Annotated in this window: 19 protein-coding genes and 1 pseudogene; 11 read left to right on the top strand and 9 right to left on the bottom strand. The window is 74.9% G+C overall.

Translation table 11 applies throughout. The annotated features are described in order from the left end of the window. Positions 1 to 54 precede the first annotated feature (54 nt). Entirely contained in the window at positions 55 to 1,410 is a 1,356-nt protein-coding gene (locus IE109_RS19015) for an MFS transporter (protein ID WP_189552107.1), read from the top strand. 51 nt (positions 1,411 to 1,461) lie between these two features. Here IE109_RS19015 and IE109_RS19010 read toward each other — a convergent pair whose 3' ends face one another. The 6 genes and pseudogenes from IE109_RS19010 to IE109_RS18985 all read right to left on the bottom strand — a co-directional run bounded on the left by IE109_RS19010 (position 1,462) and on the right by IE109_RS18985 (position 8,095). After that, entirely contained in the window at positions 1,462 to 3,366 is a 1,905-nt protein-coding gene (locus tag IE109_RS19010) for a helix-turn-helix domain-containing protein (RefSeq protein WP_189552106.1), read from the bottom strand. Between the two features lie 61 nt (positions 3,367 to 3,427). Further along, positions 3,428 to 4,213 carry a 3-hydroxybutyrate dehydrogenase gene (locus IE109_RS19005; RefSeq protein WP_189552105.1) on the bottom strand — a complete coding sequence of 262 codons (786 nt, stop codon included), beginning with the start codon at positions 4,211 to 4,213 and terminating at the stop codon, positions 3,428 to 3,430. Between the two features lie 54 nt (positions 4,214 to 4,267). Continuing rightward, entirely contained in the window at positions 4,268 to 4,750 is a 483-nt protein-coding gene (locus IE109_RS19000; protein ID WP_189552104.1) for an NUDIX hydrolase, read from the bottom strand. 11 nt (positions 4,751 to 4,761) lie between these two features. Further along, positions 4,762 to 6,372, bottom strand: coding sequence for an apolipoprotein N-acyltransferase (lnt, locus tag IE109_RS18995; RefSeq protein ID WP_189552103.1), 1,611 nt, complete (start codon positions 6,370 to 6,372; stop codon positions 4,762 to 4,764). Between the two features lie 313 nt (positions 6,373 to 6,685). Then, positions 6,686 to 7,225 (bottom strand): annotated as a pseudogene (locus IE109_RS18990) (hypothetical protein); the annotation flags it as partial. Positions 7,226 to 7,309: 84 nt separating this feature from the next. Continuing rightward, positions 7,310 to 8,095, bottom strand: coding sequence for a glutamate racemase (locus tag IE109_RS18985; RefSeq protein ID WP_189552102.1), 786 nt, complete (start codon positions 8,093 to 8,095; stop codon positions 7,310 to 7,312). A gap of 57 nt (positions 8,096 to 8,152) precedes the next feature. Between IE109_RS18985 and IE109_RS18980 the strand changes: the two genes are divergently transcribed. The 5 genes from IE109_RS18980 to IE109_RS18960 all read left to right on the top strand — a co-directional run bounded on the left by IE109_RS18980 (position 8,153) and on the right by IE109_RS18960 (position 14,596). Next, positions 8,153 to 9,481: a glycosyltransferase gene (locus IE109_RS18980; RefSeq protein ID WP_189552101.1), complete on the top strand. Its 1,329-nt coding sequence runs from the start codon at positions 8,153 to 8,155 to the stop codon at positions 9,479 to 9,481. A 385-nt stretch (positions 9,482 to 9,866) separates the two neighbouring features. Next, on the top strand, positions 9,867 to 10,346 hold the full coding sequence (locus tag IE109_RS18975) for a DUF6643 family protein (RefSeq protein ID WP_189552100.1): 480 nt from the start codon (positions 9,867 to 9,869) through the stop codon (positions 10,344 to 10,346). Between the two features lie 105 nt (positions 10,347 to 10,451). Beyond that, entirely contained in the window at positions 10,452 to 11,276 is an 825-nt protein-coding gene (locus IE109_RS18970; RefSeq protein WP_189552099.1) for an MOSC domain-containing protein, read from the top strand. A gap of 143 nt (positions 11,277 to 11,419) precedes the next feature. Beyond that, the gene (locus IE109_RS18965) at positions 11,420 to 12,025 is read left to right on the top strand and encodes an Rv1733c family protein (RefSeq protein WP_189552098.1); all 606 of its coding nucleotides are present in this window, start codon (positions 11,420 to 11,422) and stop codon (positions 12,023 to 12,025) included. A gap of 114 nt (positions 12,026 to 12,139) precedes the next feature. After that, entirely contained in the window at positions 12,140 to 14,596 is a 2,457-nt protein-coding gene (locus tag IE109_RS18960; protein WP_189552097.1) for a right-handed parallel beta-helix repeat-containing protein, read from the top strand. On the opposite strand, the gene IE109_RS18955 is transcribed toward IE109_RS18960, so the two are convergent. After that, complete coding sequence (locus tag IE109_RS18955; RefSeq protein ID WP_229891230.1) at positions 14,566 to 17,025, bottom strand: hypothetical protein; 2,460 nt, start codon at positions 17,023 to 17,025, stop codon at positions 14,566 to 14,568. The genes IE109_RS18960 and IE109_RS18955 overlap by 31 nt on opposite strands. Before the next feature lie 211 nt (positions 17,026 to 17,236). Here IE109_RS18955 and IE109_RS18950 point away from each other — a divergent pair, with 211 nt between their 5' ends. The 3 genes from IE109_RS18950 (at position 17,237) to IE109_RS18940 (ending at position 19,338) form a co-directional block, all read left to right on the top strand. Then, positions 17,237 to 18,067 (top strand): DeoR/GlpR family DNA-binding transcription regulator, encoded by an 831-nt coding sequence (locus tag IE109_RS18950; protein WP_189552096.1) that lies wholly within the window; start codon positions 17,237 to 17,239, stop codon positions 18,065 to 18,067. Positions 18,068 to 18,231: 164 nt separating this feature from the next. After that, the gene (locus tag IE109_RS18945; protein ID WP_189552095.1) at positions 18,232 to 18,681 is read left to right on the top strand and encodes an SRPBCC family protein; all 450 of its coding nucleotides are present in this window, start codon (positions 18,232 to 18,234) and stop codon (positions 18,679 to 18,681) included. Between the two features lie 174 nt (positions 18,682 to 18,855). Continuing rightward, complete coding sequence (locus tag IE109_RS18940) at positions 18,856 to 19,338, top strand: SRPBCC family protein (protein WP_189552094.1); 483 nt, start codon at positions 18,856 to 18,858, stop codon at positions 19,336 to 19,338. A 54-nt stretch (positions 19,339 to 19,392) separates the two neighbouring features. Here IE109_RS18940 and cds1 read toward each other — a convergent pair whose 3' ends face one another. Beyond that, positions 19,393 to 20,550 (bottom strand): L-cysteine desulfhydrase Cds1, encoded by a 1,158-nt coding sequence (gene cds1, locus IE109_RS18935; protein ID WP_308431371.1) that lies wholly within the window; start codon positions 20,548 to 20,550, stop codon positions 19,393 to 19,395. 279 nt (positions 20,551 to 20,829) lie between these two features. On the opposite strand from cds1, the gene IE109_RS18930 reads away from it, so the two are divergent. Together IE109_RS18930 and IE109_RS18925 are read left to right on the top strand one after the other, a co-directional pair. Then, positions 20,830 to 21,159 carry a hypothetical protein gene (locus IE109_RS18930; RefSeq protein ID WP_189552093.1) on the top strand — a complete coding sequence of 110 codons (330 nt, stop codon included), beginning with the start codon at positions 20,830 to 20,832 and terminating at the stop codon, positions 21,157 to 21,159. A gap of 197 nt (positions 21,160 to 21,356) precedes the next feature. Beyond that, positions 21,357 to 21,899 (top strand): ATP-binding protein, encoded by a 543-nt coding sequence (locus IE109_RS18925; protein WP_189552092.1) that lies wholly within the window; start codon positions 21,357 to 21,359, stop codon positions 21,897 to 21,899. Positions 21,900 to 21,965: 66 nt separating this feature from the next. Here the strand turns inward: IE109_RS18925 and IE109_RS18920 are convergent, their stop codons facing one another. Further along, positions 21,966 to 23,192 carry an ROK family protein gene (locus tag IE109_RS18920; protein ID WP_189552091.1) on the bottom strand — a complete coding sequence of 409 codons (1,227 nt, stop codon included), beginning with the start codon at positions 23,190 to 23,192 and terminating at the stop codon, positions 21,966 to 21,968. Positions 23,193 to 23,364: the final 172 nt, after the last annotated feature.

Here is a 23,364-nt window from a genome sequence, read left to right as displayed (position 1 = left end):
TCCTACGGTGTGGCGACACGCAAACGTCCCCGTCACACCCAGGAAGTGGTGCCGATGTCCACCCCCGCGACCGCTCCACCAGCCCCGTCCAGCCTCAAGCGCATCGTCGCCGCGAGCCTCATCGGCACGACCATCGAGTGGTACGACTTCTTCCTGTACGGCTCCGCCGCCGCGCTGGTCTTCAACAAGCTGTTCTTCCCCGGCTCCGACCCGCTCGTCGGCACCCTGCTGTCCTTCCTGACGTACGCCGTCGGCTTCGCGGCAAGGCCGCTCGGGGCCCTGGTGTTCGGGCACTTCGGGGACCGGCTGGGACGGAAGAAGCTGCTGGTGCTGAGCCTGCTGCTGATGGGCGGGGCGACCTTCGCCATCGGGCTGCTGCCCACCCACGCGACCATCGGGACGGCGGCACCCGTGCTGCTCACCGTGTTGCGGCTGGTGCAGGGGTTCGCGCTGGGCGGCGAGTGGGGCGGCGCCGTGCTGCTGGTGTCGGAGCACGGGGACGCGGGCCGGCGGGGCTTCTGGGCGTCGTGGCCGCAGACCGGCGCGCCCGCGGGGCAGTTGCTGGCGACCGGGGTGCTGTCCGCGCTCACCGCGCTGCTGTCGGACGCGGCGTTCACCTCATGGGGGTGGCGCGTCCCGTTCCTGCTGTCCGGCGTGCTGGTCGTCGTCGGGCTGTGGATCCGCCTCTCCGTCGACGAGTCGCCCGTCTTCAAGGCCGCGCTGGCCCGCGCCGAGGCACGGAAGGCAGAGAGCGCGCAGGTGGAGAGGATGCCGCTGGTCGCCGTGTTGCGGCACCACTGGCGCGACGTGCTCATCGCCATGGGCGCGCGAATGGCCGAGAACATCAGCTACTACGTCATCACCGCGTTCATCCTCGTGTACGCCACGACGTCGACCGGGCTCAGCAAGCAGACCGCGCTCAACGCCGTGCTCCTCGCCTCCGCCGTGCACTTCGCGGTGATCCCGGCCTGGGGGGCGCTCTCGGACCGCGTCGGACGCCGGCCCGTCTACCTGATCGGAGCGGTCGGCGTCGGTGCCTGGATGTTCCCGTTCTTCGCGCTCATCGACACCAGGAGCTTCGGCAGCCTGCTGCTCGCCGTGACCGTGGGGCTGGTGCTGCACGGCGCGATGTACGCGCCGCAGGCGGCGTTCTTCTCCGAGATGTTCGCGACCCGGATGCGCTACTCGGGCGCCTCCATCGGCGCGCAGTTCTCGTCCGTCGCGGCCGGCGCCCCCGCGCCGCTGATCGCGACCGCGCTGCTCGCCGAGCACGGCAGCTCGACCCCCATCGCCCTGTACGTCATCGCCGCGGCACTGCTCACCGTGGTGGCCGTCGGGTGCGCCAAGGAGACCCGCAACCGGGACCTGGCCGACGACGTGGAGGACGAGCGGGTCATGGCGGGACGCTGAGCCCGGCCGCCCGCGCGCACGGCCGGTCGCCCCACCGGGGCGGCCGGCCTTTCAGCGCGCGACCGCCGAGGACATCGCGTGCAGCCGCAGCGCGAGCTGGATCTCCAGCGCGCGGGGCGGGGACTGCCAGTCGGGCCCGAGCAGGCGGCCGATGCGCTCCAGGCGCTGCGCCACCGTGTTGACGTGGACGTGGAGTTCGTCCTTCGTGCGCACCGGACTCATCCCGCTCGCGAAGTACGCGTCGAGCGTGCGCACCAGGTCCGTGCCGCGGGCGCGGTCGTAGGCGACGACCTCGCCGATGGTGCGCCGCACGAAGCCGGCGATGTCCCGTGCGTCGGCGAGCAGCAGGCCGAGGAAACCCAGGTCCGAGGCGGCCGCGCCCTCGCCGGAGCGGCCGAGCAGGCGCAGGGCGTCGAGGCAGCGGCGGGCCTCGCCGTACGCGGGGGCTATGTCGCCCGGGCGGGTGGCGGGCGCGTCGACCGGCGAGGAGGCGCCGACGGTGACCGGTTCGCGCAGGGCGCCGCCGAGGTGCTTGGCGGCCTGCCGGGCGATCTCCGCCGCGGTGTCGTCCCGCTCCAGCGGCAGCAGCAGCACGGTGCCGCCGTCGCGTGCGGAGGCGAGGCCGTGGCGGGTGGCCGCCAGGTGCGAGGCCGCCGACCAGAGGCGCTGCCGGTCGGCCCCGTCCCGGTCTCCTGCGGGGGGATCGGGGCGGTCGATGCGGGCCGCCAGCACCACGTGCGGGGCGTCGAAGTCGGTCCTGAGGCGGGCGGCCCGCTCCCGGAGCAGCCGCCGGTCGCGCTCGGGCGCGTCGAGCAGGTCGTCCAGCAGCTCGCCCCGTACCCGCTGTTCGGCCTCCCCGGCGGAGCGGCGGGCCAGGAGCAGCAGGGACGTCACCATCGCGGCCCGCTCCAGGGTCCGCTGGTCGACCGGGTCCAGGTCCGGCTGGCCGCGCAGCACCAGGGCGCCCAACGCCTCGCCGCCGGCCGACACGGCCGCGACCCACTCGTCGCCGCGCCGGGTCGCGTGCCCGTCGGCGCACTCGGCGGGCAACGGCCCCTCGGTGAAGTGGACCGAACCGTCCAGGACCTCGGAGAGCGCCGCCGCCACGTCGTGGACGCCGCCGCCCCGCAGCACCAGCTCGGTCAGCCGGTCGTGCACCTCCGACGCCCGCTCGATGACGCCGCTGTGCGCGCGGATGATGCCGTTGGCGCGCTCCAGTTCGGCCAGTGCGGACCTGGTCTCGGCCAGCAGGTTGGCGGTGTCGATGGCGACGGCGGCGTGCGCGGCCAGCGAGCCGAGCAGCGCGACCTGCTCGCGCTCGAAGACGCGGGCCCGCCGGTCGGCGGCGAAGAGCACGCCGATCACCTGGCTGCCGAGGGTGAGCGGCACCCCGAGGATCGCGACCAGGCCCTCGTCGCGGACGCCGGAGTCGATGGTCCTGGTGTGCCGGAACCGCTCGTCGTCGAAGTAGCTCTCCGTCACGTAGGGCCGGGCGGTCTGGGCGACCAGGCCGCCGAGACCCTCCCCCATGCCCAGGCGGAGCTGCTGGAAGCGCGCCGAGACGGAGCCCTCGGTGACCCGCATGTAGGTGTCGCCGGCGACCGGGTCGTTGAGGCTGAGGTAGGCGACCTCGGTGCCCAGCAGGGAACGCGCGCGCTGCACGATGGCGCGCAGCACCGCGTCGAGGTCCCGCAGCCCGGCGAGGTCGTGGGCGGTCTCGAAGAGCGCGGACAGCTCCGCCTCGCGTCGCCGGCGCCCCTCCAGTTCGGCGCGGACGCGCAGGGCGAGCCGCTTGGCGTGTTCGAGCCCGGTGAGCGCGGCGGGTCCGGCACCGCTCGCGCGGGCGAGCAGCACGGGCCGGTCGTACGCGTCGGCGGGCGCCCCGCGCGCGAGAAGGCCCAGGTAGGCGGCCGGATCGGCGCTGGGCTCCGGGTCGCGGAGCGGTTCTTCGGACATGGTCACAGGGATACCTGCCGTACGGGGGGTCGCACCAGCCCTGTGGAAAACCGCGGACCGGTCAGTGGGCGGTCCAGCCGCCGTCGAGGACGAGCGAGGTGCCCGTGATGAACGAGGCGGGCGGCGAGCAGAGGTAGGCGACGGCCTCCGCGACCTCCTCGGGCTCGACGAGGCGCTTGAGTGCCGAGTCCTTCAGCAGGACGTCGGTCACCACCCGCTCGGGCGGGATGCCGTGCGCCTCCGCCTGGTCCGCGATCTGCGCCTCGACCAGGGGGGTGCGCACATAACCGGGGTTGACGCAGTTGGAGGTGACGCCGTGCGGGGCGCCTTCGAGGGCTGCTGTCTTGGAGAGCCCCTCCAGGCCGTGTTTGGCGGCCACATAGGCGGACTTGTAGGCGGAGGCGCGCAGCCCGTGCACGGAGGAGACGTTGACGACGCGGCCCCACCCCTGCGCGTACATGTGCGGCAGCGCGCCCCGGATCAGCCGGAAGGGTGCCTCCAGCATCACGGTGAGGACGGTGTGGAAGACCTCCGGGGGGAACTCCTCGATGGGGCGGACCAGTTGCAGTCCGGCGTTGTTGACCAGGATGTCGGTGCCCGCCGCCAGGTCCTCCGCCGCGTCGAGGTCGGTCAGGTCCAGTACGTGGGGCTCGACCGACCCGGCCGTGGCGGGCGCCGCCCCGGCCAGGGCCTCCAGGCCGGTGGCGTCCCGGTCGACGGCCCTCACCTTGGCTCCGGCCGCCGCGAGGCGCAGCGCGCAGGCGCGGCCGATGCCGCTCGCCGCGCCGGTGACGAGCGCGGTGCGGCCGCCGAGGTGGAGGGGGGTGACGGTGTGGGGTGCGGTCATGTCCGGCACCCTATGAAGCGGGGACGGCTCCACCGATATGGGCCGCACCCATACTTACGCCTGGTCGGCCGTGGTGGAGAACCATGTGGGTTCGTCGGTGAGAGCCTGCTTGATCCGGAACAGCTCACCAGGGCGCAGGGGTGGCAGCGCGTCCAGCGGGAACCACCCCACCTCCAGCGACTCGTCGTCGTTCACGCGCGCGTCCCCGCCCACGGCCCGGCAGCGGAAGCAGGTGTCCATGTACTGGCACCGGTCGCCGTTGGGGTACGTCACCGGCGGCAGCGTCTCCACGAGGACCACGCGCTCGACGACGCACTCCACCGCCGTCTCCTCCATCACCTCGCGCACGACGCTCACGGCCGGTTGCTCCCCCGGCTCCGGGATCCCGCCGATCAGCGACCACCGGCCGTTGTCGACGCGCCTGGCCAGGAGGACCCGCCCCTCGTCGTCGAGGACGACGGCGGTCACGCCCGGCAGGAACAGCAGCTGGTGCCCGGCGGTGGCCCGGACGGCCCGGATGAAGTCAGGAGTCGCCATATCCCGTGAGCCTAGGCGGTCGAGGGCCTCCGGCGGCGTACGGCCCCGTACGCCGCCCAGCCGAGCCCGGCGGCGGCGAGTGCGACCAGGGCGGCCTCGGGGAGTGTGCCCATGCGGGTCGCGGGCGTGAGGGAGGAGCGCAGCGGCACCTCGGCCACCAGGGCGTCGGGGGTGAACATCCGCGACTCCCGCACGATCGTGCCGTCCGGCCGGATGATCGCGCTGACCCCGCTGGTGACGGGCACGACCACGGCGCGGCTGTGCTCGACGGCCCGCACCCTCGACATGGCGAGCTGCTGGTAGGTCATCTCGCTGCGCCCGAAGGTGGCGTTGTTGCTGGGTACGGAGATGAGCCGGGCGCCGTGCGTCACGGTGTCCCGCACCGCCCAGTCGAAGGCCGCCTCGTAGCAGGTGGCGAGGCCCACCTCGGTGCCGGCGAGGTCGAACACGCCGACCTCGGTGCCGGGGCCGAAGTCCCGGCTGACCCGGTCCACGTTCTTGTTGAAGATCCGCACGAAGGACCGCATCGGGATGTACTCGCCGAACGGCTGCACATGCCGCTTGTCGTAGGTCGCGACGGGGCCGTTCCGCGGGTCCCACTGGATCAGGGTGTTGCGGAGCTTGCCGGTCCCGGGAGTGATCACGGCCCCGACGACGGTGGGGACGCCGATGGCCGTGACCGCCCGGTCGATGACCGCCCGGGCGTCGTCGTTGCGGTAGGGGTCCAGGTCGGAGGAGTTCTCCGGCCACAGCACGAAGTCCGGCTTCGGTGCCCTGCCGGCGGTCACATCGGCGGCGAGCTGCTCGGTGCGGCGCGCGTGGTTGTCGAGCACCGCACGGCGCTGGTCGTTGAAGTCCAGGCCCAGCCGGGGCACGTTGCCCTGGATCGCTGCCACGGTGGCGGTGCCGTCCTCGGCGGCGTCGGTGACCAGCGGCCGGGCGGCCGACGCGGCGGTGACCGGTACGAGGAGGGACAGCGCGGCGGCGGCGAGGGGGCCGCGCGGGACGACGCCGGCCGCCCGGTACGTACGGAGGACGCGCACCGCCTCGTACAGGCCGAAGCCGCACAGGGCGACCGCGAAGCCGAGCAGGGGCGTGCCCCCCACGGCCGCGAGCGGCAGGAACACACCGTCCGCCTGCCCGAAGGCGACCTTGCCCCAGGGGAACCCGCCGAAGGGCACCCGGGCGCGTACCGCCTCGCCCACGATCCACGCGGCGGCGGCGAACACCGGCCAGGCGGGGAGCCGCGACACGGCGGCGACGAGGAGGCAGGCGGTCGCGACGAACAGCGACTCGGCGGCGACCAGCGCCAGCCAGGGCCCCGCTCCCACCTCCTCGCCGGTCCACACCAGGAGGGGCAGCAGGAAACCGAGACCCGCGAGGTAGCCGAGACCGAAGCCGGCCCTGAGCCGCCGGCCGCGCAGCGCCCAGCCGAGGAGGGCGAAGCCCGGCACGGCGAGCCACCACAGGGGGCGGGGCGGGAAGCTCAGGAACAGCAGGACGCCGGCCGTCACGGCCGCCGCCGGCCGCCGCAGCCGTGCCGCCCACCGCGGCAGCCGGCTCGGCCGCCGCTCTTCGGGGGCGGGCGGAGGGGCTTCGGCGGTGGTCAAGGTGGCGCTCACGTGCGGAGTGTACGGCGGGCACCTGTGCGAACCCCAGCGCGGGCGGGCCGCCGCGCCCCGGAGCCGGCCCGCGAGGCGGGCCGCCCGGGGCGGGAGCCGCGAGAGGTGCACGGGGCGGGCGGGGCGGGTGAGGCGGCCAGAGAGGCGGCCACCGGCGAGGCGGTCAGGTGCGGGGACCGGTGCCGCCCGGTCCGCCGGGCACGGGCGTCTCCTCCGGGCCCAGGCCCTCCGGACCCAGGTCCCCGGGGCCGGGACTTCGGGGGGCCGTCCGGCCCGGGGCGTCCGCCCACCCGGCCGGGGCGGCCCTCCGCGGCGCGCCGCGGAGGCGCAGGCGGTGGCGGATGACACGCACGGCGGTCTCCGCGTCGTCGACGGTGACCGTGAAGCTCCGCCCGTCGCCCAGGGTGAGGACCACGGCCTCACCCCGGCGCACCACGACCGCGGTGCCCTTCTCCGGGCGCCAGCGGTACCCCCAGCCGCCCCACTGGCGCGGCGTCACGGACGGGGCGAAGTCGGCGCCCACGACGGTGTCGAGCGGGATGCGCCGGCGCGGCACGCCCATGTGTCCGCAGCGCACTTCGAGGGCGTGCGGGTCCACGGTGAGCTCGACGTGCACGAAGGCGAGCGTCCCGAAGAGCACCAGCAGCCCCGCGGCGACGCAGCCGATGACCGCCATCAGCAGGGCGGCGGTACCGGAGGCCCACGACAGGTCGACGGCCAGTCCGACGCCGAGGGCCACACAGGCCGCCCCGGCGGCGGCCGGCGCCCACTGGAGACGGTTGGTGGCCCGCCCGGTCCACACGTCCGGCACCGGGTCCCTCGCGGAAGGTCGCTCGCCCCGGGGATGGTCCATGCGTAGCAGCGTAATCACGGTCCGCCGCCGCTGCCCTCCGACGGCGACCGAGCGGATGAACGCCGCGGACGGACCGCGCGGGCCTCAGCGCGTGGGCGCGGTCGCGGCGAGCAGGCGGCCCTCGGCGTAGGTGAGGGCGGCCGCCGGGAGGTCCGCCTCGCGGCCGCTGAGCAGCACCGTGAGGTCGGTGCTGGGGGACGCGGCGGGGTCGGCGGGGATTCCGGTGCGGCGCAGCGCCTGGGCGGCGACGGCGTGGGCGGAGCCGTGCAGCAGGACCGGCGGGCGGCCGGCGGGCCGCACGGCCGCCCGGATGCGCTCGGCGACCAGCTCGTAGTGGGTGCAGCCCAGGACGACGGATCGCACGCCGGGCGGCGTGAGCGCGGCGGCCGCGGCGATCGCGCGGTCGACGGCCTCCTCGTCGGCGTGCTGGACGGCGTCGGCGAGTCCGGGGCAGGGGACCTCGGTGACGTCGACCGATCCGGCGAAGTCACGGATGAGCCCGCGCTGGTAGGGGCTGCCGGTCGTGGCGGGGGTCGCCCAGATGGCGACGGGGCCGCCGCCGGCCGCGGCCGGCTTGATGGCGGGGACGGTCCCGATGACCGGGATCTCCGGTTCGAGCTCGGCGCGCAGGGCGGGCAGCGTGTGGACGGAGGCCGTGTTGCAGGCGACGATCAGCGCGTCCGGCCGGTGTGCCGCGGCCACCCGGGCGACGGCGAGGGCGCGGGTGGTGAGGTCGTCGGGCGTCCGGGGTCCCCAGGGCATGCCGTCGGGGTCGGAGGAGAGGACGAGAGCCGCGTCCGGCCGCAGCCGGCGCACCGCGGCGGCCGCCGCCAGGAGGCCGATTCCGGAGTCCATGAGCGCGATCTTCACCCGGTCACCCTAGCCGACACCCTTGCGCTCCCGCCGTTGTGGGGCAGACTGCGGCGAATGAGCACCATTGCGTGGATCGCCCTGACATCCCTGGTCGCCTGGGTGTGGCTGCTGCTGGGACAGGGGCTCTTCTGGCGCACGGATCAGCGCCTGCCGCGCCGGTCCGCGCCGGCCCGGTGGCCGTCGGTCGCCGTGGTGGTGCCGGCCAGGGACGAGGCGGAGGTGCTGCCGCTGAGCCTGCCGTCGCTGCTGGCGCAGGACTATCCGGGGCCCCTGGAGATCTTCCTGGTCGACGACGGCAGTGAGGACGGTACGGGAGATGTGGCGCGCGCCCTGGCGGTGCGGCACGGAGGTCCGCCGCTGACGGTGGTGACGCCCGGGGCGCCGGAGCCCGGCTGGACCGGGAAGCTGTGGGCGCTGCGGCACGGCATCGAACGGGCACGCGCGCGTGGGGCGGAAGCGTTCGCGGAGGCGGGCGGCGAGGCGGGCACGGGCGCGCGAGCGGGCGCCGGGCGAGAGGGGGGCACCCGGCGGGACCCGGGCGGCGCGGGCGGCGCCGCCGTTCCGCGCGGTGCCGCCGGTCCGGACGGTGCCACCGTTCCGCGCGGCCCGGAGTACCTGCTGCTCACCGACGCGGACATCGCACACGAGCCGGACAGCCTTCGGGAGCTGGTGTGCGCGGCCACCTCCAACGGACTCGACCTGGTGTCGCAGATGGCCCGCCTGCGGACGGTCACCGCGTGGGAGCGGCTGATCGTGCCCGCGTTCGTCTACTTCTTCGCGAAGCTGTACCCGTTCCGGCGGGTGAACCGGGCCGGGGCCCGCACGGTCGCCGCCGCGGGCGGGTGCGTGCTGCTGCGGGACGAGGCGGCCGTCCGTGCCCGCGTCCCGGAGGCGATCCGACAGGCCGTCATCGACGACGTGTCACTGGCACGGGCGGTCCGGCGGGCCGGCGGGCGGGTCTGGCTGGGGCTCGCCGACCGGGTGGACAGCGTCCGCCCCTACCCCGGGCTGGCGGACCTGTGGCGGATGGTGGCCCGCAGCGCGTACGCCCAGCTGTGGCACAACCCGTTCGTGCTGGCCGGCACCGTGGCGGGGCTGGCGGTGGTGTACCTGGCGCCGCCCGCCGCGCTGGCTGCGGGCTTGTGCGCGGGGGACACGGCGGCGGGTGCGCTGGGCGCGGCGGCCTGGGCGGTGATGGCGGGGACGTACGTCCCGGTGCTGCGCTACTACCGGCAGTCGCCGGGGCGGGCGTTCCTGCTGCCGTTCACCGCGTGCCTCTATCTGTGCATGACGGTCGATTCGGCCGTACGGCACCACCGGGGCCGAGGGGCCGCCTGGAAGGGCCGTACCTACCCGCGTCCAGGGGTGACGGCGGAGAGATGACGGATCGTCGGATGAAGGGCGGGGAAAGGCGGACCGGCGCCGCAGTGCGTTTTTCCCGGCACACGGAGTAACGCGGCCCCAATTCCCGCCGAGAGGTGGGAAGACTCCGCGCACGCGGCGGAACATTGATCCAATTTAAGCATGGACATGCTGAGCCCGACACAACCGATCTTGACGCGGGATTTATGTATGGGCCACCTTGCCGACGCCCTCCGACGGGCCCGGCCGACCTGCCGGTAACCCCCCGTCGGCCTGGCCTTTACACGGACGGTGACCGATTTCCCCGGGTTCGCTCGTATTGGCGATCCACCGCCACTCACACCGCGTAAAACAACCTGCTTATCGGCCTCCCCAACCAGCACATCGTGGGCTTAACTTATGTGTCATGACCTCCCCCCGTTCCTACGGCGGCGCTTACTACAACGCGCCGTCGTTCCCGGACACCCCGATCTACGACTCTCTCGTCGCCGAGCGGGGCACGCCTCAGATCGCTCCGATCCGAGTGCCCGCCGCGTACGACACCGGCAACTCCTACCTCCCGGCGCTCCCCGCGGCCCTCCCCGCCCTCCCGGCGGCCCCCTCCCAGCCCATGCCCTCCTACGGCGGCGGCTCGTACGGCTACCCCCAGCAGGCGGCGCCGCAGCCCGCGTCGCTGCAGCACATGCCGGCGCCGTACATCCCGCAGCAGCCGACCGCCCCGCGCGGCGGCTACGGCTACCCGGGGCAGCAGCCCCAGCAGCAGGCACGGCCCGTCCCGGCCGGGTACGAGGCGATGCGCCCGGCGGCGCCGCGACCCGTCCCGACGCCCGCGCCCTCCCCGTACGACGACCCGTACAACCGCCCCTACCAGGGCGGGGGGTACTGACCGGCCGCACCGGGCACCGACCCGGCCCGAGAGGGCCCGGGAGCCGGGGCGGACCGCGTACCGACCCGGCCCGAGGGATGTCATGCCTGCTGGCAGGATGAGGTCATGCCGACTCCTGCCCTGCACTCGCTGCACGTCCGTCCGGTCAAGTCACTCGGCGGGCCGTCACCCGTCGAAGCGGCGGTCGAGCCATGGGGGCTCGCCGGGGACCGCCGCTGGATGCTGATCGACGCCGAGGCGACGGTGGTCACCCAACGCCAGCAGGCCCGGCTGGCGTCGGCCTTCGCCGAGCCCGCGCCGCACGGCGGAGTGCGGTTGTCCGCACCGGGCATGGAGCCGCTGACCGTCGCCGCGCCCGAGCCGTCGGCCACCGTCACCACCGAGATCTTCCGCAAGCGGGTCGAGGCGGTGCCGGCCGGGACCGCCGCCGACGAATGGTTCCGGACCTACCTGGGCGACGACGTCCGCCTGGTGCACCTCGACGACCCCGCCCGACGCCGGCCCATCGACCCGGAGTTCGCGCTGCCCGGGGAGACCGTCAACTTCGCCGACGGCTACCCGGTCCTCGCCACCACCCTCTCCTCGCTGGACGCCCTCAACTCCCTTATCGCGCAGGGCGACCACCCCGACGAGGGCCCACTGCCCATGGACCGTTTCCGGCCCACCGTGGTCGTCGGCGGCACCGCCCCGTGGGACGAGGACGGCTGGCGGCGACTCGCCATCGGCGAGGTCACCTTCCGCGTCGCCAAGCCCTGCGCCCGGTGCGTCGTGACCACCACCGACCAGCGGACCGGGCACAGGGGCAAGGAGCCCCTGCGCACCCTGGCCCGGCACCGCCTCACCGACCGGAAGATGCTCTTCGGGCAGAACCTGATCCCCGAGCGCACCGGCACCCTCCGGGTCGGCGACCCGGTCGAGATCCTCGACTAGGGCACCGGTTCCGGACATGCCCCGGGGCCGCCCCCGGCCCACCGCATAGGCCGCGCCTTCACGGGAACCCGGACGCGACGACGGCGCGACGACCACGCGTCGGCGGAAACGGAACACGAGGGCACGAAAGGGGGTGCGGGCCTGTGCGTGCGGTCGTCGGACTCCGGCGGTGGCGGCACAATCCCCTGCGCCGGGCCACCGATCTCGCCGAGGCATGGGTGGCGCTCGTCGCCCTGCTGCTGATCTGCGTCGCCGCTCCGGCCACCGGCCTGGTCGTCGGCACGCTCACCCACGGCTCGCTCCAGCAGTCCGCGCGGCTCCAGCAGGAGCAGCGCCACCCCGTCACCGCCCGGGTGCTCGACCACGACGGCACCCGGACGGGGGCGCGCGACGCGGGGGCGCCCGACGGACACCGCCTGCGCAGGCCGGTGCCCGCCCAGTGGGAAGGGCCCGACGGCGTACGCCGCACCGGATCCCTGACCACCGCCCGGCACGACATCGCCCCCGGCGACACCTTCCGCATCTGGACCGACGACCGCGGCCGGCCGGTCGCCCCGCCCATGACGGAGCGCAACGCCCACGACCACGCCGTGCTCGCGGGCATCGGCACCGCCGTCCTGGCGGCCGGGCTCGTCGAGGGCGTGCGGCGGATCGTCGTACGGCGGATGGTGCGGCGGCGGTACGCGGAGCTGGACCGGGCGTGGGCGCGGGCCGGGCAGGACTGGGGCCGGGCGGGAGCGGGCAGTTGACCGGTCGCCGTCACCGCACCGGCCGACCGGTCAACCCGCTCCTCCCGCGCGCGCTACGGTGGTGCGATCGTCCGGAAAGACGCGCGGCGCACGAGGTGGGGGCAGAGCAGCACCATGGCACAGGGCACGGTCCAGGTGACGCACACCGGCACGTCGCGGTGGCGGCGCCGCACGGGCGAGTACGCCTCCCTCGCCGCCGCCCTGGAGGCCGCCGGTGACGGCGACGTCCTGACCATCTCCCCCGGCACGTACCGGGAGAACCTCGTCGTCCGGCGCGCCGTCACCCTGCGCGGCTCGGACGGCGCGGTGGGCCCGGTGCGGATCGCCCCCGCCGACGGGGTGCCGCTCACCGTGCGCGCCTCGGCGACCGTCCAGGACCTGCACGTCGAGGGCCAGGACACCTCGGTGCCCGCGCTGCTGATCGAGGACGGCACCCCCGAGCTGCTGGACCTGCGGATCGTGACCCGGTCGGCGGCCGGGGTGGAGGTGCGCGGCGCCGCGCGGCCCACCGTACGGCGCTGCACGGTCGACAACCCGGCGGGCGTCGGGATCGGCGTCCTGGACGGCGCGGGCGGGGTGTTCGAGGACTGCGAGGTGGTCGCGGCGGGACGGACGGGCGTCTCGGTACGCGGTGGCGCGCACCCCCGCCTGGAGCGGTGCCGCATCCACCACGCCTCGGGCGCGGGCCTGTCCGTGACGGGCGAGGGCAGCGGCGTGGAGGCGATCGGCTGCGAGGTGTACGAGATCAAGGGCAGCGGCGTCCAGATCGCCTCCCGGGCCGCGGCGCACCTCACCGACTCGTCCGTGCACCGGACGACGGCCGACGGGATCACCCTCGACACGGACGCCGTGCTGACGCTGTCCGACTGCGACATCCACGACGTGCCGGAGAACGCCGTCGACCTGCGGTCCCGGTCCGTGCTGACACTGACCCGGTCGACGGTACGGCGGTTCGGGCGCAACGGGCTGTCCGTGTGGGACCCGGGCACGCGCGTGGACGCCAACCAGTGCGAGATCCACGACAGTACGGGGGACTACCCCGCGGTCTGGGTCAGCGACGGCGCCACGGCCGTCCTCGACGCGTGCCGCGTCCACGACGTGCCGGACGCCCTGTTCGTGCTCGACCGCGGGTCGCGCGCCGACGTGGTGGACAGCGACCTGTCGCAGGTGCGGAACACGGCCGTGTCGGTCAGCGACGGCGCCACCGCGCAGCTGGACGACTGCCGGATCCGGGAGGCGTGCACGGGCGCGTGGTTCCGGGACCACGGCAGCGGCGGCACCCTCAACGGATGCACCATCGACTCCGTGCAGACCGGGGTCATCGTCACCAAGGGCGCCGATCCGGTGATCGAGCGGTGCACGGTCACCTCCCCCGCCGAGGCGGGGTTCTACGTGTCGGCGGAGGGCCGCGGCACGTTCCACGGCTGCCGGGTGACCGGCAGCGGCGGGTACGGCTTCCACGTGATGGACGGCTGCCGCACGACGCTGCGGCGGTGCCGTACCGAGCGGTGCGCGCGGGGCGGGTACGAGTTCGGCGAGGAGCGGCCCGTCGTCGAGGACTGCACCGGCGACGAGAGCGGTGTCCTGGCCCCCGGCGGGGGGAGCCCGGCTCCCGCCGCCGCCCGGTCGGTCGGCGGGCTGCTCGGCGCGGTGGCCCCGCACGCCCCGGCCGGCGCCCAGGCCGTCGCCCCGGCCCGGGCCGCCGCGGCGGTGCCGGCGCAGGCCGCCGCTCCCGCCGAGCCGCCCGCCGAGCCGCCGGTCCGCCGTCCCGAGGACGTGCTGGGCGAACTCGACGCCCTGGTGGGGCTGGAGAGCGTCAAGCGGGAGGTCCGCACCCTCACCAACATGATCGAGGTCGGCAGGAGGCGCCAGGAAGCGGGACTCAAGGCCGCCTCCGTGCGGCGGCACCTGGTCTTCACCGGCTCCCCCGGCACCGGCAAGACGACCGTGGCCCGCCTCTACGGCGAGATCCTCGCGTCGCTGGGCGTGCTGGAGCGCGGCCACCTGGTGGAGGTGTCGCGCGTGGACCTGGTGGGCGAGCACATCGGCTCCACCGCGATCCGCACCCAGGAGGCGTTCGACCGGGCGCGCGGCGGGGTGCTGTTCATCGACGAGGCGTACGCGCTGTCCCCCGAGGACTCGGGGCGCGACTTCGGGCGCGAGGCCATCGACACCCTGGTCAAGCTGATGGAGGACCACCGCGACGCGGTCGTGGTGATCGTCGCCGGGTACACGGCCGAGATGGAGCGGTTCCTCACCGTCAACCCCGGTGTCGCCTCGCGCTTCTCACGCACCATCACCTTCCACGACTACGCTCCCGGCGAGCTGCTGCGGATCGTCGAGCAGCAGGCGGACGAGCACGAGTACCGCCTCGCCGGGGGGACGGCCGACGCGCTGCTGAAGTACTTCACGGAGCTGCCCAAGGGGCCCGCGTTCGGCAACGGCCGGACGGCCCGCCGGACGTTCGAGTCGATGGTCGAGCGGCACGCGGGCCGGGTCGCCGGGCTCGCCGAGACGAGCACCGACGACCTCACCCTGCTCTACCCGGAGGACCTGCCCGAACTGCCCTGAGCGTCGCCCTCCCCCGGCTCGCCGGAGCCCTGCCCCCGGAACCCGACGACGCCCTCGCGGGGGTCGTCGCCGCCGTTCCGGGAGTCGTCGCGCTGGCCGGGGAGCGGCGGCGCGGCCCGGTCGGGGGCTGGCAGCGGCAGGGCGGGGGGAAGCCGGTCGAGCAGCACGGTGCGTTCCTTGGCGAACACCGGGTCGGCCTGGTAGTCGCCGTGGCCCAGGATGGGTTCCGGCAGGGGGTGCTCGCTGGTGCGGCCGTAGACCACGGGGTCGCGCAGTGCCCTGTGGTCGACCTCCGGCTTGCCCCCCTCGGCCGGCAGCTTCACCGGGCCGCCTATCGGGTCGGTACGGCGCCACAGGTTGCGCCAGCAGTGCACCTCCCGGTGGAGCTCGCCGAGGGGCCCGGGACCGAAGTAGGCGGGGAACCAGCGCCCGTACAGCCGCTCCAGCGGCGAGCCGTACGTGAGCAGCGCGACCCGGCGGCGGGTGCCGGCCGGTAGTTGCCACACCGCGGCGGCGGCCAGCACGCTGCCCTGCGAGTGGCCGGAGATGACCAGGCGCCCGCCCGTGCGGCCGGTCCACGACGCCATGCGCCAGGCGAGGTCCGGCACGGCCCGCTCGGCGTAGCAGGGCGGGGCGAAGGGGTGGGCGGCGCGCGGCCAGAACGTGCCGACGTCCCAGAGGATGCCGATGGTACGGCGGGCGGAGGCGTCCTTGTAGGCGCGGCGGCCCCAGGTCACGAAGAGTATGAAACCGAAGCCGATCAGCCAGGACCCCAGCGCCTGGGCCGCCTCGGCCGTGCTCTCGACGAACGGATGGCCGCCCGTGAAGGCCTTGCCGGGCACCGTTCCGCTCAGCCACGCCCCGGCGAGGGCTCCGGCGCCGAGCAGCAGCGTCGCGCCGGAGACGATGCCCACGACGACGGGCGCCGCGTCGGTCAGGGCGGCACGCGCGCGCGTGCCGGCGATGCGGCGGGTGCGGACGACGTCCGGCCGCTCGCCCTCGTACTCGGCCTCCACCACGGGCGCGAGGCGGCGGGCGGTGAGCGCGGTGCGCACGGCGAGGACGGCGACCGGGACGAGCAGCAGGACCAGCAGGACGGGGATGACGGAGGCCTGCCAGCTGAGCAGCACCGGCGGCCCGATGGGGTCCTCGCCGGTGCCCGGCGTGGCCGGGCCGTCGAGCCAGTCGGCGACGCGCTGCGCGACGCCCCCGCTCATGACGCCGCCCAGCGCGCAGGCCAGCATCGCGACGGCGGGGCCGCCGAGCCCCCACAGGACGGTCCTGGTGTGGGGCGCGCGCCGGTACAGCCGCGTCGACACGACGGCGAGGGACAGCACGAGGACGCCCTGCGCGAGGGTGATCACGCTGAAAGTGGTGTCCCCGGGCAGGGTGCCCGTGGAGCGCCAGCCGGGGCGCGACCAGCCGGCGTAGAGCGCCGCGAGGACGAGCAGGGCGATCGAGGCGCCGGGCAGCCAGCTGACCGCGGCCCGGTCCAGCCGGTTGTCGAGCCGCTTCTCGCTGCGCCCCCGCCGGCACACCACCCACGTCACGGCGACCGCGCCGAGGAACAGCGCGGCCTCCAGCGCCCAGCCGAGTGCCGCGCGGGCCGGGCCCGCCGCGCTCCGGTCGTGGCGGGCCGCCGCGCCGGCGACCGCGGCCGCGACGGTGAGGAACCCGGCGGCGGTGTGCGCGGCACGGAGCCGGGCGACGAGCCGGCGGCCGTACCAGAAGCCGGGCCTGCCGAGCGCGGGCCGCGGCCGCCGGTCGGGCGTGCCGTTGCCGTCCACGTCGCCGCGGGGCGGACGCTGGGCCTCGTACGCGCTCCAGGTGCGGTGGGACAGGTACCACAGGAGCCCCACCAGGGCCGCGGGTACGAGGGCGGCGAGGGCGAGCCGGCGGCCGGGCTGGGACCACCAGCCGCCCTGCGCGGCGGACAGGAAGCCGAGCCAGGAGCGCTCCTGCGCGCAGCGGGCGGACCCGGCGCACTGCCAGGCGGTCAGGTCGAGGGCGACTTCGCAGGCGGCGGCCGTGAGCAGCACGGTCAGGGTCAGGGCGAGGAGCCGGACCAGGACGCCGTAGAGCCGGACGGAGCCGGCCTGCCGCTCGGCGGGCGGGCGCATCCAGTGCGCGAGGTTGGCCACCATGAACGGCAGGAGCAGCAGCCATAGAGCCCGGGATCCGTTGCCGGAGGTGAGGTTGCACCAGCAGTACGCCTCGGGGACGGGCCGCCCGTCGGCGAACCGCTCCGGCTCCTCCTCGGCGTGCTGGTCGACGGTGCGCCGGTACATCGCCGCGGTCTTGTCACCGGTGATCCGTACGGTACGGGGATCGTCGAGCATGAGCTCCGGGGTGGTGCCGCCGACGCCGTGGACCAGCAGTTCCAGTGCGGCGCCGACGGGGCGGGTGGGCTCCGGGGTGGCAGGGGGCACGAGCGGGCTCCCCTCTCAGGATGGGGTTCGCGTGGGACCGTGGTGCGTGACCGGCCGTGACCGGACGTGACAAGAATCGTCGAACCCGGCCGGGAAGGGCAGGGTTCTCACCGAATCTCCCCCGGTCCGCCGCCGCCGGGCCCATGGCAGGATGATGACCCTTGGCCAGCGGTGATGACGGTGTTGACGACGGAAGGGACCGGCCCGAGCGGTGAGCGACAACCAGAACCTCCTCGCGGAGCAGCGACGCGCCTTGATTCTGGACGAGGTGAGGCGACGCGGCGGGGTACGGGTCAACGAGCTCACCCGCAGGCTCAACGTCTCGGACATGACGGTCCGCCGCGACCTGGACGCGCTGGCGCGGCAGGGGGTCATCGAGAAGGTACACGGCGGCGCGGTGCCGCTCGCCGAGGCGAGCACCCACGAGCCGGGCTTCGAGGCGAAGTCGTCGCTGGAGCAGGGCGCCAAGGAGGACATCGCGCGGGCGGCGGCGGCGATGGCGGCGCCGGGCAGCGCCATCGCCCTGTCGGGCGGTACGACGACGTACGCGCTGGCCCAGCACCTGCTGGACGTTCCGGACCTGACGGTGGTGACCAACTCGGTGCGGGTCGCCGACGTGTTCCACACGGCGCAGCGCCCCGCGGCGGGCGGCGCCCCCCGGCCGGGTGCGGCGACCGTGGTGCTGACGGGCGGTGTGCGGACGCCCTCGGACTCGCTGGTGGGGCCGGTGGCGGACCAGGCGATCCGCTCGCTCCACTTCGACGTGCTGTTCCTCGGGGTGCACGGGATCTCGGTGCAGGCGGGCCTGTCCACGCCGAACCTCGCCGAGGCGGAGACCAACCGGCGCCTCGTGTGCTCGGCGCGCCGCGTGGTGGTCGTGGCGGACCACACCAAGTGGGGCACGGTGGGTCTGAGTTCCTTCGCCCGGCTGGACGAGATCGAGACCCTGGTGACGGACGGCGGTCTCTCCGCCGAGGCCCGCGCCGAGATGGCCGAGCACCTGCCGGGGCTGGTCGTCGCGGGCGAGGAGGACGCGGCCTGACGGTCGCGGGGACAGCGGCGGGGCGGTCCGCCGGCGGGCGCCGGGGCGGGAGACGGTCCCAGCCGGCCGAACGGTCGTGTCCGCCACGGTCCGGTGGTCCGGCGCCCGCGCCCCGGGGGCGCCGGGAGGGGGCCGCGCGGGGGCGGCGCGCATACGATCGGGGCATGGCGCTGTTCCGGATCACCCGTGATGCCCCGCTGTCCGCCGACGAGGCGTGGCGGCGGCTCACCGACTGGCCGGCGCACGCCGCGCTGGTGCCGCTGACCCGGGCCACGGCGGTGACGGATGGCCCGGTGCGGACCGGGAGCCGGTTCACGATGCGCACCGGGATCGGACCGGTCGGGTTCGACGACCCGATGGAGGTCGTCCGCTGCGAGCCCCCGGGGCCGGGCGGCGCGCCGGGCGCGGGTCTGTGCCGGCTGGAGAAGCGGGGCCGGGTGGTCACCGGCTGGGCGGAGATCGAGGTGCGGGAGACCGCGCCCGGCGCCGTCCGGGTGACCTGGACCGAGGAGGTGGGCGTACGCGGCCTGCCCCGGATGTGCGACGCGGTCGTGGCACGGGCGGGCCGCCGGCTCTTCGGCCGGGCCCTTTCCGGTCTGCTGGCGGACAACTGACGGGGCGCCAGCTATGGTGTGACGCCCAGGCCGTGTCCGCGACGTCCCGCCCACGGGTGGGTGACGCCCCGCCGGGCGTGCCCGCCACGCCGCCGGCGCACCCGGCCCCTGGACCGGGGCCCGCCGCACGGGCCCGCCTGGCGCCCTGCCCCTCGGATGCTGGAGGTACGGTCCATGGCACGCCGACTGCGCCCGGTCCGGCTCGACTTCCTCGAGTCGGCTCCCCTGCGTCTGGTCTTCGACACGGAAGTGGCCGCGTCGCCCCGGGCGGTGTACCGGGCACTCGCCGATGACGTCGCCGACAGTCCTTCCTGGTTCACGGCCGTCTCCGCCGCCCGGCCGACCGCCGGTGGCGCCGGCCGGGAGATACGGCTGCGCGGCGGGGTGGTGTTCCAGGAACGGGTCATGGTGACGGACGCCGGGGAACGCTACGCCTACCGCGTGGAGGAGACCAACGCCCCGGGCGTACGGGCCCTGATGGAGGAGTGGGTGCTGGCGCCGCACGGGACGGGTACCCGGGTGCGGTGGACGATGGCGGCCGAGGGCTCCGCTCCGTTCCGGCTGGTGCTGCGGCTGGCGCGGTCCCGGGTGGGGCGCTCGTTCCGGGACGCGATGCGCAACCTCGACCGCAGACTGGCCTCGTCCCCGGCGCCCTGACGTCCCGCCCGGGCGCCGGGAAGCGTGGCCGAACGGCGGTGTCGCACGGCGGCGTCAGTCCCGCGCCGGCCGGTCCGGCCGGACGCCGCCGGCGAGGAACTCGTCGATGGCCGCGCTGTACGGGCTGATGTCCAGGCCCTGTTCGGCGAGCCAGGCGTCCGAGTAGTACTTGTCGAGGTAGCGATCGCCCGGGTCGCAGATCAGGGTGACGACGCTCCCGGTGCGGCCTTCCGCGACCATCTCCGCGACGATCTTCAGCGCGCTCCACAGACCCGTCCCGGTCGAGGCGCCCGCCTTGCGCCCGATGGCCCTCTCCAGCGCGCGTACGGCGGCCACGCTCGCCGCGTCGGGCACCTTCATCATCCGGTCGATGGCGCCGGGCACGAAGCTCGGCTCCATCCGGGGCCGTCCGATGCCCTCGATGCGTGACCCGCAGTCGCTGGCGGCGTCCGGGTCCCCGGTGGTCCAGCCCTCGAAGAAGCAGGAGTTCTCCGGGTCGGGCACGCAGAGCCGGGTGTCGTACATCATGTAGCGGACGTAGCGCGCGATGGTGGCGGAGGTGCCGCCGGTGCCGGCCGTGGCGACGATCCAGGCCGGTTCCGGATAGCGCTCCAGCCGAAGCTGCTGGTAGATCGATTCGGCGATGTTGTTGTTGCCGCGCCAGTCGGTGGCGCGCTCCGCGTAGGTGAACTGATCCATGTAGTGGCCGCCGGTGGCGGCGGCGAGCGCGGCGGACTCCTCGTACATCTTGCGCGGGTCGTCGACGAAGTGGCACCGGCCGCCGTGGAATTCGATGAGCCGGATCTTCTCCGGGCTCGTGGTGCGCGGCATGACGGCGATGAACGGCACGCCGATGAGGCTCGCGAAGTACGCCTCCGAGACCGCGGTGGAGCCGCTGGACGCCTCGATGACGGGCTTTCCGGGGCGGATCCAGCCGTTGCACAGGCCGTAGAGGAACAGGGAGCGCGCCAGCCGGTGCTTGAGGCTGCCGGTGGGGTGGGTCGACTCGTCCTTGAGGTAGAGGTCGATGCCCCACCGCTCGGGCAGCGGGAAGCGCAGGAGGTGCGTGTCGGCGGACCGGTTCGCGTCGGCCTGGACCTTGCGCACGGCTTCCTTGAGCCACTCCCGGTACACGGGATCGCTTCGGTCCACGTCGATGGTCGTCTCCTGCCCGGCCGGGCCGGTCAGTCCTGCTCGTTCCCTGGTGCTCACGCGCCGCTCCTCGTTGCCCTTCCCCCGCTGACCTCCTCGAACATACCCCGCTCACCTGCGCAAACGTTGACTTTGATACCCCATAGGGAAGGCTTGCAGAGACCTCGGGCACGGCCGGGGGCGCAGGCACGGCGCGCGGTGCGGTGCGCGGCGCACGGGGCGCACCGTGCGGCGCTGTACGCGATACGGGGGGCGCATCCGCCCACGCGCCCTGGCATTGTGGCGGGCACTTGTGCAGACTGACCGGCATAAACCTGCGCGAAGGGGGCTGGGTGCGTCATGGCCGAGACTGATTTCAGCGCCACGGGCGTACGGATCGAACGGTGGCCGCGTTCGCTGACCCGGGCGGGCGAGGTCCAGATCCAGGACGGCAACCTGGCGCTCCTCACCAGTTACGGGCGGGTGATCGACGCCGCTCCGGTCCGCGCGGTCAGGGCGAGCAGGCCGTGGTTCGCGGGGGGCGAGGACGCCATGGTGGCGACGCTCAACGGCACGCGGTACCGGCTGACCATGGGGCAGCGCGACCGGAGGTCCGGCGGGCCGGCCGGGACGGCCCTCGCCGGCCGCCTGATGGAGGCCGTGCGCCGCGCGGGCGGCGGTCGGGACTGACCCGGGGCCGCCGGGACGTGCGGGTGACCGGTCGTCGCGAGTTGCGCGGCGGTGACCCGTGGTCCACGCTGGACTGACATCACTACTCAGGGTGCATCGGCGGTGACGCTGCGATCCAGCCCGCCGGAAGCAACAGCCAGCCAACCACTGGATCCGATCTCCGTCTTCTTCCGGACCTATTTCGGGGAGTCGCAGCCGTGATCAGCCAGGCAAGCAGGCAGTGCACGGTAGAGCTCCAAGCCCTGCCGTCGCGGATCGGTCAGGTCCGCAGAATCGTTTCAGCGCAACTGCGCTACTGGAATCTCGATTGTCTGATCGAGAAGGCCGCGCTCGGTGTCACCGAGCTCCTGACGAACGTCCATCAGCACGCCCAGCCGGACAAGGTGTGCACCGTGGAGATCGAGCTGCTGCTCGACCGGCTGACGGTCTCGGTCCACGACCACGACCCCCGCCTGCCCACGGTCAACGCGCCCGATCCGATGGCCACTTCGGGCCGGGGCCTCGCTCTGATCGAGGCGTTCAGCGAGAGCTGGGGCGCCAGGCCGCAGGGCGACACCGGGAAGGTCGTGTGGTTCACCCTTCCCGCGCCCTCGTCGACTCCCCTGCCGATCCCGCCCCTTCCGGTGTACGGGGCAGCCACCAGCGGTCCTTTCACGGGCGGGGTCCCCTTCGGCGACGTGGCCGACGCGGCGGACGCCGTCCGCGAACGGGCCGTCGCCCGGCCGGCCGTGGCGGGCTGACCGGGGCGCCGCCCCCGCTTCAGCGGAAGGGCGCGCCCGCACACGTCGGCCGAGTAAGGGCCGGCGTCACGCGGCGAGCCGGCCCAGGGCGGCGAGCGGGTCGTCCAGCACCGGCTGCCAGGCCAGTTCGGCGGCGCCCGCGAGGCTGTTGTGGTCCAGGGTGCAGCCCAGGATCGGTACGCCGCCGCTGCGGCCCCACAGGCTGCGGTCGGCCACCACCGCGCGGAGCCGCTCGGGGGCGGCGGCGAGCAGTTCGCGGTGCAGGCCGCCGAGGATGATGCGGTCGGGGTTGAGGATGTTGACCAGGCCGGCCAGCCCCAGGCCGAGCCGGTCGACGAGTTGCTCCGTGGCCGCCCGCACCGCCGGGTCGGCGGCCTGGTCGCGGAGCAGGTCGCGGCTCTGCTGGAGCAGGGAGACCTCGGGCCCGGGTGCGCGTCCCGCGGCGGAGAGGAAGGCGAGCGGATCGGCCTCGACGTCGAGGCAGCCGCGACTGCCGCAGTAGCAGGGCCGCCCCTCGGGGTTCACGGTGAGGTGGCCGACCTCCAGGGCGAGGCCGGAGCTGCCGGTGTGGAGGCGCCCGTCCAGGACGAGCGCGCCGCCGACACCGCGGTGCCCGGTGGCCACGCACAGGAGGTGCTGGGCGCCGCGCCCCGCGCCGTGCCGGTGCTCGGCCAGGGCGGCGAGGTTCACGTCGTTGCCGGTGAAGGCGGGGCCCTCGATGCCGGCCTCCCGGACCAGCTCGGCGAAGACGTCGCGGACGGGCGCCCCGGCCGGCCAGGCCAGGTGCAGCGGGTTGAGGGCGGTGCCCTCGGGTTCGGCGACGGCGGAGGGCACCGCGAGGCCGGCGCCCACGCAGCGGCGCCCGCTGTCGCGCAGCAGCCCGGCGCCCGCCTCGACGACGGCTCCCAGGACCTGCGCCGGATCGGCGGAGACGGTCACGCAGCCGGGTGCCGTGGCGACCACGCGGCCGCCGAGGCCGACCAGGGCGGCGCGGAAGCCGTCGGCGTGGATCTGGGCGGCGAGCGCGACCGGCCCCTTCTCGTCGACGGTCAGCCGGTGCGAGGGCCGCCCCTGGGACCCGGCGGCGGCGCCCGGCCGGGAGTCCACGCGGATGAGGCCGAGGGCCTCCAGTTCGGCGGCGACGGCACCGGCGGTGGCGCGGGTGACACCGAGCTCGGCGGTGAGGACGGCGCGGGTGGGGGCGCGTCCGGTGTGCACCAGTTCCAGCGCGGGGCCGAGCGCGCTGCGGCCTCTGTCCAGCCGTGATCGGGTCGTGGTCGCCTTGCCGTTCATGGGGGCGAGTCTCCCATGATCCCGGGGGCCGGCCCGCCCGGTGGTGCCGTTTCGCCCGGTCCTGGACGGGTACTGCGGGCGGCAGGATCGCCGGGTCCGGCCAGCGGACCGGCGCGGGAGAGCGCCACCGCGGAGCGTCGCGGCACACAAGGTGGCGGGGACCCGGCACAGG

It is taken from the genome of Streptomyces lavendofoliae (genome assembly GCF_014649735.1).
Lineage (GTDB): Bacteria > Actinomycetota > Actinomycetes > Streptomycetales > Streptomycetaceae > Streptomyces > Streptomyces lavendofoliae.
This window is presented reverse-complemented; position numbering and strand designations above follow the sequence as displayed.